Genomic DNA, 13,599 nt, shown 5'->3' on the forward strand with positions numbered 1-13,599 from the left:
CCGGTTGCAGAGCGCAGGCCGTTGCTTATGTCCCTCAGGGATTGACTTTTGGCAAACTGGCAGAATAGCACTTGGGAAACAAGGGTGATGAATAATTTTGAAGAGATCTCCATTAATTTTTTTATCTATTTTTAAAAGATATAGACTTAAATCTCTTTTACAAAGGTGCGGAATTTTGTAAAAAATTTACATGACTTAGATCATGTAAAAGGCATGATCTAGGTCAATATATTTGTGAAGTTCCCACCATTACTTTGTGCCATAATTAAAAGTTTACTTAAAAACTAACATTATGGATATTCCTATCTGGCAGTATATAATCTCTATGATTGCTTACACTGCTTTTCTACTCTTCTTTATAGAGTTTAACCGTAAACATCCAAAATTTGCAGCTATTTTCTGGATATCGTCATTATTCACCTTCCCGCTTTGGAAGGGGAATCTTTTTGGATGGTTTAGATGGGCCAAAACCGTTAGTGTATTAATTCCTACCGCCTTAATTGTTGGATTAGCAAGAATTGCTCACCTCTATAAAAAAGAAGGATGGTGGAAATTCTTTCGCAAAGACTGGGTGCTTTGGGCACTTTATATGGTATTATTTCTTAATATTTTTGAAGCCACTTTAAAGGATTTTGGAACAGGTAATTATTTTAATGGCATTGCTGGTGTGATACTTTGTATAACCATTCCTTGGCCGCATTATAAGGGCATTAAACAAAGGTTTTGGGGATTCTCCAAAAAAGCGCCTGGCGACTTATTGGTCTATACCACCTTTGCTTGGAACTTTTTATACACGACATGGAATCTCGCCTTTGTATTCGGCGAGAACGCTGGCTTCTTTGCGAGTTCTATTTGTATTTTAATGGCGGCCGAGCTCTACCCAATTATTAAAGGAAGACCGGAGCTTTATGTAACAGCTAGGATATATACTTTGGCATTTCACATATTGCTTCGTTCCACCTACGACATCTTCACGCCTTTGATGGATTCTACATCATGGGCCAATGACAACGTCTTATATATATGGGGAGTTATCAATATGGCGCTGCATGTTCCTTACGGAATCTGGTGGATCACAAAATATTATAAATCTAAAAAAGAAGGGATTCCATTACCCTTAAAAAGTATGGAAAGTCAAACGTCATAAACTATAATTTAAATATCTTAAAAATGAAAAATAATTTCAAAAATATAGTAACCTTATTTTCTATTGTAGGTGCACTATCCGCGGCGATGGATGCTACATCCCAAGGAACAGTGGATACCAAAACAGTAGAGTCTTCGAATTTTTTGCAAGAAGTAAATTACGGCTATGCTGATTCTGACGGCGTTAAAATCCATTATGCAGAAGTTGGTAAAGGGCCTTTGATTATCATGATTCACGGTTTCCCTGATTACTGGTATACCTGGCGTCACCAAATGAAAGTATTATCGAAAGACTATCATGTTGTTGCGATAGACCAACGAGGGTATAACAAGAGTGATAAGCCTAAGGGGGTGGAAAATTATTCCCTTAAAAAATTAGTTGGTGATGTTGCCGCTGTAATCCACCATTTCGGCAAAGAAAAAGCAATTATTGTAGGCCATGATTGGGGCGGGGCAGTAGCTTGGCAATTTGCCATACATCTACCTCAGATGACCGACAAATTGGTTATTCTTAATGTGACTCATCCCAATGGTATGCGACGAGAACTGGCCACGAATCCTGTCCAACAAAAGAGCAGTAGTTACGCCAGAAAGTTTATAGACGGCACACCAGATGACCCTACAATTTTGTTTGGAAAACCAATGACTGCAGAAAATCTTGCCTACTGGGTAAAAGATCCAGAAGTACGTATTCATTATATAGAGGCTTATCAAAAATCGGACTTTACCGCCATGCTAAATTATTATAAGGCCAATTATGCACGTCTACCTTATCAAAAAGCACGGGAAGATGCTCAAAAAACCCCTTTACCAAAACTTAAGATGCCTGTATTGATATTTCATGGCCTTGACGATTGGGCAATCAATGCTCATGGCCTCAATAATACTTGGGAGTGGTTGGAGAAAGATATGACTTTGGTAACTGTGCCAGGAGCTAGCCACTTTGTGCAGCAAGATGCTTCAAAATTGGTTTCGACAACACTGCAATGGTGGCTTGCTTCACGTGCAAACCAAGCTGAACAAAAAAATTAATAAGACCATAAAATTAAAATAACATGAAAAAATTTATAATCACAGCAGTACTGACCTCTTTAATTATAGGACATGTCACAGCACAAGTAGAGGGTAAAGCAGATGTGGATCTTGCAAAAATGAGTACTGAGTTTTTAAACCCCCTCTCCGATATCTGGAGTTTACAAATTCAAAACGATTTTGTGTTTTTGGAAGGTGATGCCATTTCAGGAAACCGCAAGGCTAATTTTACAAACTTTCAACCTATCATGCCTATTCCTATAGGCGAAAAGTGGAATTTGGTAAACCGACCCTTAATCCCTTATGTTGTTCTTGAAACACCACAACTGGATGGGAGTTATCAAACCGAGAGAGGTTTGGGTGATATAGAATTGATTCAAGTGTTTACTCCAACAAAAGGCCTAGGCTACTTTAATCTGTTTGGGTTTGGGGCCACATGGATCTTTCCAACGGCTACCAATTCAATAATTGGAGCTGAGCAATGGTCGGTCGGTCCTACATTTGGTATTGGAAGAGTTGATGACCAGTATTTTTTTGGATTTATAGCCCAACAAAACTGGTCTTTAGGAGGGCAACAAAATAGCACGGATATTAATAGATTCAAGCTACAGTATTTTCTAAGATATCGTGTTAGCCCAACTTTCAATATAGGAATGAGCCCAATAATTGAAGCTAATTGGGATAAAACGTCTGGCAATGTATGGTCCATACCAATAGGCCTTGGTTTCAGTAGTACTTTTAAAATGGGTAGACTTCCCATAAATCTAAGTTATGAAACCCAGTATTATGCCGAATCTCCAAATATGGTAGGCCCTGAATGGAATTTTAGATTTACCCTAACGACAGGAATGATGAATCCTTTGAAGAAATAACAACAGAACCTTGTTTGCGGTTTATATCCCTCAACCTCTTATAAACTGCGAATAGGATTAATGGAACTTTACTATTTAAATATATTCCTCATGAGTTACCTATATGAAGTACCGGGACTAAATGCATGGGCGATTATGCTATTTGTGATCCTTACGCTTATCGCTTTTAATGAATTTGGTAGAACCACTAAATGGGGAGGGATACTACTTTTCCTTATTGTTCCTATAATTCTAACGATTTTCGTTTGGCCAAAAACGGCAGCTCCGGATAATGAATATGGAACAGGAACTTGGTTTAACTGGGTGAAAACCTATTCTGCACTTGCTGGTTGTCTTGGTTTTATGGCCATTCGGTTTATTCCAGCATTGGCAAAAAGGAAATGGGTGCTAGTATTCCCTGCTGCCATACTTGCCATAAATATCCTTGAGGCTTGTTTTCGCGATTTTCAAGTGTATAGTTTTGGCCTTTGGGAAGGCGGTTATGTCGATAACCTATGGGTGATGTCTGGGTCTTGGAATATCATGAACGGTATTGCAGGACTTTTAAATATTGTCACTATTTGCGGTTGGACGGGTATCGTTATTTCAGAGGATAAATCTAAAGATATGATTTGGCCTGATATGATTTGGGTTTGGATTATTGCCTACGATTTGTGGAACTTTGCCTATACCTATAACTGTATTTCCGATCACTCCTTTTATGCGGGTTTTGCCTTATTGATTTCCTGTACAATTCCAGCATTTTTTATTAAAAAAGGAGCGTGGCTTCAGCATCGGGCCTCCACGCTTGCTTTATGGATCATGTTTGTGATGACCATTCCGCAGTTTGCTGACAAGATTGCACCGGTTCCTACCACACACAATCCTCAAGCTTTCTTTAGTGTTAGCCTCATTGCACTTATTGCAAATCTAGCCCTCTTTGTTTATCAAGGTTTACGGATAGTGAGGCTTAAAAAACACCCATTGAAAGATGAAATATATAAGGACACAAAAACATATCAAAACGTACTAGCAGAAAATGTATAAGCATTGAAAATATTTTAAACACTCACGAAAGCTTGCACAATTATCTGTATAACATAACAAAAACAATTATGAAAAATGTAATTCCAAAATGGATACTACTTTTATTCACTTTTGCTCTGACATCAGCAAATTTGTTCGCTGCCGAGTACAGCGAGTATATAGATGCGGATTATTCATCTGAAATCAATACAACCACAAATGATATGCAGAAGGCTAAGCCTGAAGATATAGGGAAGCTTCAAGGCAATATGGAAGGGAATACAGGTGAAGGAGATAGTTACTTCTCTCTTGATTTTAGAAATGATGGTACTGTTACAATTAAAAAACAATTTTCGGGAAATAATCTGACGGAAGAAAAAACATGGAATACTAAAGGAACATCTCTAGAAATAATAAGTGATAAAGGAAGTGAAATCCATGATTTTGATGGGAAACAATTGAAATATGTAAAGAGCGAAACCTATTCAGTTGAAATGGGTACTAAAACATTAATGCTTATAGAAAACCATAAGGGTCTTTCTTTTATGCATCTTATAGGAGTTCTTCTTGGATTGATGTTTCTAAACGAATTGTTTCGTAGATATAAATGGGCTGCATATTTATTTTTTGGTTTGATACCGCTCATAATGATTCCAATATGGATGGACAATGGCATCGTATATTGGTTTAGATGGGTAAAATTGTATTCTGTGGTCATGGCTTGTGTATGGTTCGTGGCTATTCGGTATACCAAATTGGGGACTTTTAAATTTGTGGTATTTATTGCGGCTGCATTTCTTGCTGTCAACATTTTTGAAGCAGTTACACAAGACTTTTCTCTGGGATTCTTACCTAACACGCTTAATGCCATAGCTGGAATCTTAAGTATTATTACTCTGTCTAAATGGAAAAACATAGGGCCAGACAAATCAAAACATAAAGATATGGTATGGCCTGCTATGACCATGTTCTGGATTATTGCTTATGATATATGGAATTTCACTTTTGTATACCTCAATTTTCCGGGACATGCCGCCTTCCATTTTATGGTATTACTGTCTTGTACCTTACCCATTCTTCCAAAACAAGGCGCTTGGCTTCAGGCACGAGCTTTTACCCTTGGGATATGGATGATGTATCTCTTTACTTTCGGGTCTTTTGTTGACAGCGTGATCGTAGAATTGCCTCGTAATTATAACCTTATGATGTTTTTTGCGATATTCAGTATTGTTGCAAATTTAGCATATGCACTATATCATTTCAGGTATGTGCTAACAGGCAAGGCCCCTAAAAATTTCCGTGTGGGACAAGACGAAACGGAAGAAGTAAACAAGACAGAGCAGGTCGTATAGATTTTTATAATCCAACAAAGTGGAGGCCAGAACCCATTAGAAAAACGGCACGGAACCGAAAAGTGATATGAGTAGGACAAAAACATTAAAATAAAACATCATGAAAAAAATAACAAAAAAATTCGATAAAGTGTTAGACGCATCTCCATTTCCAGGACATGTAGAACACGCTCCAGATGCGAACAAGGAAATAGTGCACAATTCTAAAGATCAACCCATGCCTTTTGCTGATCTCACAGGAAACTACCAACGTAATAGAGGTATTCCTTCTAAATCTTTTAAAGACAGTAAAGTCTATATTGTAGGAAGCGGTATAGCGGGCCTATCTGCAGCTTATTACTTTATACGAGATGGTCACATCCCCGGTGAAAATATTCTTTTTCTCGACAAATTGGCTGTAAAAGGTGGCTCTCTTGATGGTGCTGGAAATGCTAAAGACGGTTACCTTGTTAGAGGTGGTAGAGAAATGGAAATGACCTATGAAAACCTTTGGGATATACTTCAGGATATTCCTGCTATAGAGATGCCTGCTCCCTATAGTGTTTTAGATGAATTTCGTTTGCTAAATGATAATGACCCTAATTATTCAAAAGCTAGGTTAATTCATAATCATGGAGAAATACAAGATTTTAGCAAATTTGGCTTAGACAAATTAGATCAATTGGCTATTGTAAGGCTTTTACTAAAAAAGAAAGAAGACCTAGATGATATGACTGTTGAAGATTATTTTAGTAGCTCATTTTTAAAAAGTACCTTTTGGACTTTATTTCGTACTATGTTTGCTTTTGAAAACTGGCATAGTTTACTAGAATGCAAATTATATCTACACCGCTTTTTACATCTTACCGATGGATTTAAAGATTTATCGTGCTTGGTATTTCCAAAATACAATCAGTACGATTCATTCGTAAAACCTTTAACAGATCATTTAAAATCCAAAGGCGTTAAAATACAGTTTGATACCTTGGTTAAAGATTTAGATATACAGATCAACACAGAAGGTAAAGTGGTTAGAGGTATAATTACCCAACAAAAAGATAAGGAAGTAAAGATTCCAGTAACTGAAAATGATTTTGTTATTGTGACTACAGCTTCCATGACAGAAGACACCTCTTATGGTGATAATACAAATGCTACTATTAAAGCTATTAATAATGAAGAAAGTGGTGAGAGTTCAGGATGGCAACTATGGAAAAACTTAGCAACAAAATCAGCTGAATTTGGTAAACCTGAAAAATTCTGTAGTTCTATTGAAAAATCATCTTGGCAATCTGCTACATTAACGTGTCACCCTTCAGCCTTAACTGAAAAAATCAAGGAATACTGTGTAAACGACCCTTATTCTGGAAAAGCAGCTACAGGAGGCATAGTGTCCATCACCGATTCTAACTGGCTAATGAGTTTTACCATTAATCGTCAACCACACTTCCCAGAGCAACCCGATGATGTTTTGGTTGTATGGGTTTATGCTTTATTCATGAATAAAGACGGCAATCATAATAAAAAAACGATGCCACAAAGTTCAGGAAATGAAATTTTATCTGAATTATGTTTTCATATTGGATTAGAAGATCAACTGGATACTATTATTGAAAATACAATTATCAAAACAAGCTTCATGCCCTACATAACCTCTATGTTTATGCCTAGAGCAGTAGGAGATAGGCCGCATATAGTGCCAAATGGCTCAAAGAACTTAGGACTTGTAGGACAGTTTGTAGAGACGAACAACGATGTTGTATTTACTGTAGAAACTTCGGTAAGAACGGCTAGAATAGCTGTTTATAAATTACTAAACCTTAACAAACAGGTGCCAGATATTGCTGCTAGCCAATACGATATTCGTCAGCTATTAAAAGCGACTAAAGCCTTAAACGATTACAAACCATTTCTAGGAGAAAGTGTTTTAAAGCGAATACTAAAGAACACCTATTTTGAACATATCTTACCTGAAGGAGAAAAGAATGAAAAGGATGAAGAACACCACGACTCTTTCTTTAGTGAGCAGTTGGATAAACTTAAGGACTGGGCAAATGGGCTTAAGCATTAACTTTTTAGAGGGTTTGGTGCTTAAAACTAAATCCCCTAAATTAATAATTAAAAAATATGAAATTTAAAAATATTACAGTAGCGGGAAGTGGCGTTTTAGGATATCAGATTGCTTTTCAAGCAGCCTTTCATAATTTTAATGTAATTGTTTACGATATAAATGATGATGTTCTTGAAAAAGCAAAAGCCAAATTCACCACAATGAGTGAGGCTTTTAAAAAAGATTTAAATGCCTCAAAAGAACAACTAGATAGTGCTTATAGCAATTTGAGTTATATCTCAAATTTATCTGAAGCCGTAAAAGATGCCGATTTATTAATTGAAGCCGTACCCGAAAACCCAGATGTTAAAAAAGAATTCTATAAGAAATTGGCAAAAGTAGCCATTGAGAAAACAGTATTTGTAACCAACTCGTCTACCTTATTACCAAGTCAGTTTGCAGAGGTTACTGGGAGACCTTCCAAATTCTTAGCTCTGCATTTTGCAAATGATATATGGAGGAATAATACAGCTGAAATTATGGGCCATCTACAAACAAACCCAGAAACATTTAAGGATGTGGTTAACTTTGCCAAGGCCATCGGGATGCTAGCACTACCGCTACATAAAGAACAGCCTGGTTATATTTTAAACTCATTGCTTATGCCATTGTTAAGTGCAGCTACAAATCTTTTAGTAAAAGAAGTTGCAGATTTTCAAACTATAGATAAAACATGGATGAAAGCAACAGGTGCTCCAATAGGACCGTTTGCTATTATTGATATCGTAGGTATTAATACGGTATATAATATCTATAAAATGGCTTCAGGAAAATCCCAGGATCCTTTGAAAATTAAAACAACTGAGTATTTAAAGGAAAAATTTATTGATACAAATAAATTAGGGGTTTCCAACGGAGAAGGTTTTTATATATATCCAGAACCGGCTTATAAAAGCAAAGATTTTTTAAATTAAAAAAAATCACTTTAATCACCTATTTTAGGAAAATACTTTAAGCGTGGTATATTTAAATACGCACATCAAAAACGTATTGACTATAACTGAATTTTGTCAATATTATGATATTCGTGATTCATCTATGAGGTCGTCAAGAGAGTCTGAGTTACTAGAATCTTCTGGCGACATGGTTTCATCTTGTATGTACTTTATCAAAAATTTTGTTAGATGACAGGAATGTTAGGTATGAATTTAAACAAAGAGCTGATCGCCTATAAAACTCTTACTTATACCAAAATAAACCTACAATATCATATTAGACCCAGTTTTTGCATTGGAAATTAAAAAGGTTTCATTTTCATTATAAATATCCTGAATCAGCAACACGCGTTAACTGCATTTTATCTAGGATCGTTATATTTCTTTTCTCCATTAGTATCAATCGGTCATCTTTAAGTTGTGAGAGTGTTCTGCATAATGTTTCTTTTGCGATCCCTATCAATCCCGCAAGATCTTCCCTTGTGACATTGACACCTTTGAGTGCATCGTTGTTGAGGTTTGTTTTACTGCTCAATTCTATCAATTTTTTAGCTATTCTCTGCCGTACCGAGCAGTAAGCTAAGCGCATAAGCTGATCTTCACGTTCCACTAAGTTATCAGACAATAACTTTATGAATGCATTGGATACCATCTTATTGCTAAAAATTAACTTGGTGAAATCATCTTTTGAAATAGCACAAATCTCTGCGTCTTCATTGACTATGGCTGATTCGCCGTAAACTCCTGATTCTCCTAAAAGCGACATAGCTCCCAAGAAATCTCCCGAACCGAACATTCCTGTGATAAATTCTTTCCCTGAATCTGCCATTTTACAGGTCTTGACTTTACCACTTTGAATGAAATAGAGTTTATACGCCAAATCCCCCTCCATATAGATATCTGTTTTTTTTCGATACTTAATTAATTTACGGCCTTTGGAAAGGTTCTTTAATTCTTCGAAACTAGACGCATCGGAAAAAAAGGTCTTGATTCCTTTCAAATTCGTTGTAAATTCTTTTTTTAAAAGGTCATTTTTCTTAAGCCGGCTCCCAACGGCATTCAATAGTTCCATCTCCTCGAAAGGTTTTGTGATATAGTCGTCAGCTCCCATATTCATTCCCTTTCGCATATCATCTTTTTCTGATTTAGCTGTTAGAAAGATAAAAGGAATACCAGAGGTTTTTGTGTTTTTACTCAAAAGAAAGAGTACGCCATAGCCATCTAATTTGGGCATTATGATATCGCAGATGATAATATCTGGCTCAAATTGTCTTGCTATCTTAACACCTATTATACCATTTTTGGCAGTGGCCACATCATAATTGGCCAATTTTAAAAGATCTGCTGTATTTTCTCGAATATCTTGGTTGTCTTCAATTAATAATATTTTTTTCATGGTTTTTATAGGCTTAGCATTTCTATTGTGTAGTAAACACTTGTTAATAATACCAAAATTAAGCGTAAGCCTTATTCGTTAAAATGAGAAATATCAGTTTTTTGAATTTTTAAAATCTGCTATTTTTTTTACATCAGCAGTAGCTAAAAATCCAATTGCCATTCTTTCCAATCTTTTCTCTGTGGTATTTAATTGAATTCCAAAAGTATCAAAGGATATAAAACGTTGTATTTATCAGTTGCTGAACTTGGATTGATTTTTCTCTAAAAGTTTGTGATTTATAAAGACTGATTTATTGCTTCATTCTCAAATAGTTTTAATTGTTCTTTGTTGAAGCGAGTTATACTTGTCAGTATTTAAAATTGTATCAATACTTTTCTAAGTGAGTTATCAAGTTTTTTTATGACTTTAAGCTGCTCAAGCCCTATTTTGCTGCTAGGAAATCTGGCTTAGGTTGTGATGAAAAATAGGATCATTAAAAAGAAAAATTTTCTCCATAAACTGATTTGATAATTATATTTAAGCCTAGATCCTCAAGGAGTTGTACTATTTTAGCTATTGTTTTTTAATTCAATACTATGAAAAAAGGAACACACGAAAAATTTATGTTGAAAGCCATTAATTGGGCAAAAAAAGGCAAGGACACTGAGGGTGGAGGAGCCTTTGGCGCTGTTATCGTAAAAGAGGGTCACATCATTGCCGAAGGCCATAACCAGGTGGGATCTAAAACCGATTGTACCCAGCACGCTGAGCTCGCTATGATACAGGAGGCTTGTAAAAAGTTAAAATCTAAATCTCTAAAAGGTTGTGTGTTGTACACGAGTTGTGAACCCTGCCTGATGTGTTTAGGAACGACTAGATGGGCAAAACTTGATCAGGTTTTTTTCGGTGCTTCTGCAGAAGATGCTAAAGAAGCTGGCTATCTCTATAGCGATCTCTTTTACCAGTCAAATACAGAGAATCGTCACCTAGAATTTAAATTAGAACAAATGCTGCGTGGTGAAGCTGTCGCTGTCTGGAAATCTTAGCTATAAGCGAAGAAATACTAGAGAGTGTAAATCAAGATTTGGGGCAAGCTGATGATAGTGAAATTAGTTAAATCAAAAATCACGGAGAAATTCTAAAAGAACAAATTTATGAAGGACAAGAGATTTATCTACTCCTGAAATAGGGGTAAGGCTACATTGACTTATTATCTTAGGTGTTTTATGACCTAAAAATAAGTGAAATCTTATTTCGTTGTAAAGATTAATTGGATTTTTGTAGCTCTTAGCCTTTGCTATATTTTAAAGAGTTTGGTTGAGATAAAACTCATTTTTTGATATTCCATCTACACATTCTGCTATTGCATTTTCGTGACAATGATTTTCATCTGTCAAACTATTATCTATTTTTTTTTGAAAGGTTTGTTGTAACGCTTAATGACTTTGTCATTTTTGTACATAATGTTTGAAATTATGTATCCTTATTTTAGGAAAGTACAGTTTCCGTTTTACCTAGATAGGCAGAATAAAAACACAACAAAAAGACTCAAAGATTCACATTTGTGATTCTTTGAGTCTAAATAATAGCACCACAGAATATACGAGAATAAAGTTGCTTTACTTCAGTTATTTATTGGTAACATTTTTCTTTTCCTTCGCCATATTCCTGTTCCGATGTTTAGAATACTTATTGCGATTAATCCAATAAATAAAATATTGGACATTTTTCCTGTAAGCATAGTGAACAGTAAAGTATCTGATTTGCCTGTTTCTATAAATACCCAGTCACTTGCTATTCTTGTCGCTAAATCTGGATGACCAGTTTCTAAAATAATTAGCCCATCTCCAGTTTTGGGATTTATTCTTATTGCTGTATTAATAGGTGGTGTACTTTGTCCATCATGTCCGAAAATGTCATCATCATTTTCGATATCGATATAAAGCATGGTGCCTAACCCATAAATACTTGCGCCCATCATATCCCAATGTGGTTTTTACATTAATTTTAAAGATTCAGGGCTTATTTGACTCCTGCTAATAGGTTCTCTATTCTTGCCTTTTGAAAAAGTTGAAAAAATAGCTCCAAATCAGACAATGAAGTATATAGAGAAGTAGCTGCTAAAGAAGTTTAATAAAAATGTGGTGCCGCAGTAGTATTGGAATTATAAAATTCATAGAGTCTATCTTCTAATGAATCATTTAAAATGTAGGTACTGCTGGTCATATTCAAGGGTTGAAATATATTAATTTTCATAAACTCATTAAAAGTTTGCCCGCTTGTTTCCTCCACTAATAACTGTAAGAGTGCAAAGCCTCCTCCAGAATATATCCATGCAGAATTAGGTCCAATTCCTACTTTTACTTCACCATTTAACCCAGCATCTGCATCTTTGGCTTTAGTTAATGAGGCTTCTATGGTCTGAATAGAATCACGATTTGTAAAACCACTATAGCCAAGTCCGTCAGTTAAATCTGCGGTATGACTTAATAATCTTCTTACTGTGACTTGTTCATTGTCAAATTCACTTGGTGGGAGTTGCCATCTTTTTAGGTAATTACTTACGGGGGTGTCTAAGTTGATTTTACCCATTTCCACTAATTTCATTATTCCAAATTGTATCAACATGGAAGAACTAAAGGGCTTATTTCGCCGACTATTGTTTTTCCAGCGCATTATAAATAAGTGCATTTTGTAATCCTGCTGCAACTAGTAATACACCAAATAGATATTTGTAATTTTCTGTATCACTGTAGAGATATGAAGCTAATAGAATTACAACAACCCATATTATAGCACTTACAATCAATATATTTTTCATTTTTGAATTTATTTAAGTTAGTATTCAATTACTTACGTTTAGTGTAAAATGCGTTTTAATGCATTTTACACCTTGTAGTGATGTCGTTTTTATTATTTTTCCTTAAATAAGCTTACTCTTTTTCACAAGGATATGCGCCACTTTCAGGAGCTTTGGAATATAAATTTTCGCCATTCAGTATATATTTTTCAACATAATTTTGACCTTCTTTTTTCCCTAACCACTCACAAAACTCTACCGCCTTTTTATTTTTTTTACGAGCGATTGTAAAACAAGGATTCAATAAAATATCTAATGGATCTGAATCTCCCCCCTCACAATAAATGCGTAGTTTAGTCTTGTAATTTGGCTTTGCCCATGTCCAAATACCTCGATCACTTAATGTATAATATCCTTTAGTATTACTTTCCTTAAGCGCCTTATCTGGATAGCTTTTAAATGCTATATACCAGCTATCTTTGCTAACATCTGGAAATCGGCCTAGAACTTTCTTGAAAATATTTCGCTCTAAGATATTGGTTGCTGACTGATCATTTCTAGTCATAAATTTTGATCCATTTTTTCCTTCACTTATTGCTTTAAACATGGCATACACCTCTTCTTTTGATACATGCGGATGCAGATCTCCACTAAAAGGAATATCAGCTGGATTATCCTTAGGACCTACCAAAACGAAATGATCTCTAAATATATATATAGGCTCTGTCCAAATGTCACTATGCTTACTGTAAGCATCACATACCGTTTTCTTACCATATGGCCATCCAACATCTAAGTCCCCATTTATCAGACCATTTATTGTTTCTGTTGTATCTGAAGTTTTCCATTCGAATGCGTATTTCGTTTTATTAGAAATATTGAATTCTTTATACAAATATTGGACGAAACCCGTAATACCTGCCCCTCCATTTCCAATTTTTATTTCTTTCATAATATAATATTTAGATTTTAAATTTCTATTTTATGTAT

Annotated in this window: 13 protein-coding genes; 8 read left to right on the plus strand and 5 right to left on the minus strand. The window is 35.3% G+C overall.

The annotated features are described in order from the left end of the window. Nucleotides 1–292: 292 nt before the first annotated feature. From CXF67_RS15085 to CXF67_RS15115, 7 genes are all read left to right on the plus strand, one after another. Complete coding sequence (locus CXF67_RS15085) at nucleotides 293–1,147, plus strand: hypothetical protein (RefSeq protein ID WP_102089496.1); 855 nt, start codon at nucleotides 293–295, stop codon at nucleotides 1,145–1,147. A 23-nt stretch (nucleotides 1,148–1,170) separates the two neighbouring features. Then, the gene (locus CXF67_RS15090; protein ID WP_102089497.1) at nucleotides 1,171–2,178 is read left to right on the plus strand and encodes an alpha/beta fold hydrolase; all 1,008 of its coding nucleotides are present in this window, start codon (nucleotides 1,171–1,173) and stop codon (nucleotides 2,176–2,178) included. Between the two features lie 23 nt (nucleotides 2,179–2,201). Then, nucleotides 2,202–3,050 carry a hypothetical protein gene (locus CXF67_RS15095; RefSeq protein WP_102089498.1) on the plus strand — a complete coding sequence of 283 codons (849 nt, stop codon included), beginning with the start codon at nucleotides 2,202–2,204 and terminating at the stop codon, nucleotides 3,048–3,050. 90 nt (nucleotides 3,051–3,140) lie between these two features. Further along, nucleotides 3,141–4,076, plus strand: a complete 936-nt coding sequence (locus CXF67_RS15100) for a DUF5692 family protein (RefSeq protein ID WP_102089507.1) — start codon at nucleotides 3,141–3,143, stop codon at nucleotides 4,074–4,076. A 68-nt stretch (nucleotides 4,077–4,144) separates the two neighbouring features. After that, nucleotides 4,145–5,407, plus strand: a complete 1,263-nt coding sequence (locus tag CXF67_RS15105) for a DUF5692 family protein (protein ID WP_102089499.1) — start codon at nucleotides 4,145–4,147, stop codon at nucleotides 5,405–5,407. 100 nt (nucleotides 5,408–5,507) lie between these two features. Then, nucleotides 5,508–7,457: an oleate hydratase gene (locus tag CXF67_RS15110; RefSeq protein WP_102089500.1), complete on the plus strand. Its 1,950-nt coding sequence runs from the start codon at nucleotides 5,508–5,510 to the stop codon at nucleotides 7,455–7,457. A gap of 56 nt (nucleotides 7,458–7,513) precedes the next feature. Continuing rightward, nucleotides 7,514–8,410, plus strand: a complete 897-nt coding sequence (locus CXF67_RS15115) for a 3-hydroxyacyl-CoA dehydrogenase (RefSeq protein ID WP_102089501.1) — start codon at nucleotides 7,514–7,516, stop codon at nucleotides 8,408–8,410. 343 nt (nucleotides 8,411–8,753) lie between these two features. Here the strand turns inward: CXF67_RS15115 and CXF67_RS15120 are convergent, their stop codons facing one another. Beyond that, entirely contained in the window at nucleotides 8,754–9,827 is a 1,074-nt protein-coding gene (locus CXF67_RS15120; RefSeq protein WP_102089502.1) for a response regulator, read from the minus strand. Nucleotides 9,828–10,405: 578 nt separating this feature from the next. Here CXF67_RS15120 and CXF67_RS15125 point away from each other — a divergent pair. Next, a complete protein-coding gene (locus CXF67_RS15125) occupies nucleotides 10,406–10,855 on the plus strand; it encodes a nucleoside deaminase (protein ID WP_102089503.1) in 450 nt (149 codons plus the stop codon). 578 nt (nucleotides 10,856–11,433) lie between these two features. Here the strand turns inward: CXF67_RS15125 and CXF67_RS15130 are convergent. From CXF67_RS15130 to CXF67_RS15140, 4 genes are all read right to left on the minus strand, one after another. Then, nucleotides 11,434–11,790, minus strand: coding sequence for a hypothetical protein (locus CXF67_RS15130; protein ID WP_102089504.1), 357 nt, complete (start codon nucleotides 11,788–11,790; stop codon nucleotides 11,434–11,436). Nucleotides 11,791–11,939: 149 nt separating this feature from the next. Next, nucleotides 11,940–12,416, minus strand: coding sequence for a serine hydrolase domain-containing protein (locus CXF67_RS15135; RefSeq protein WP_180957988.1), 477 nt, complete (start codon nucleotides 12,414–12,416; stop codon nucleotides 11,940–11,942). Nucleotides 12,417–12,465: 49 nt separating this feature from the next. After that, nucleotides 12,466–12,630 (minus strand): hypothetical protein, encoded by a 165-nt coding sequence (locus CXF67_RS18355; protein WP_180957989.1) that lies wholly within the window; start codon nucleotides 12,628–12,630, stop codon nucleotides 12,466–12,468. Nucleotides 12,631–12,742: 112 nt separating this feature from the next. Further along, nucleotides 12,743–13,561 carry a substrate-binding domain-containing protein gene (locus tag CXF67_RS15140; protein WP_102089506.1) on the minus strand — a complete coding sequence of 273 codons (819 nt, stop codon included), beginning with the start codon at nucleotides 13,559–13,561 and terminating at the stop codon, nucleotides 12,743–12,745. Nucleotides 13,562–13,599: the final 38 nt, after the last annotated feature.

Source organism: Psychroflexus sp. MES1-P1E, assembly GCF_002836055.1.
Taxonomy (GTDB): Bacteria; Bacteroidota; Bacteroidia; order Flavobacteriales; family Flavobacteriaceae; genus Psychroflexus.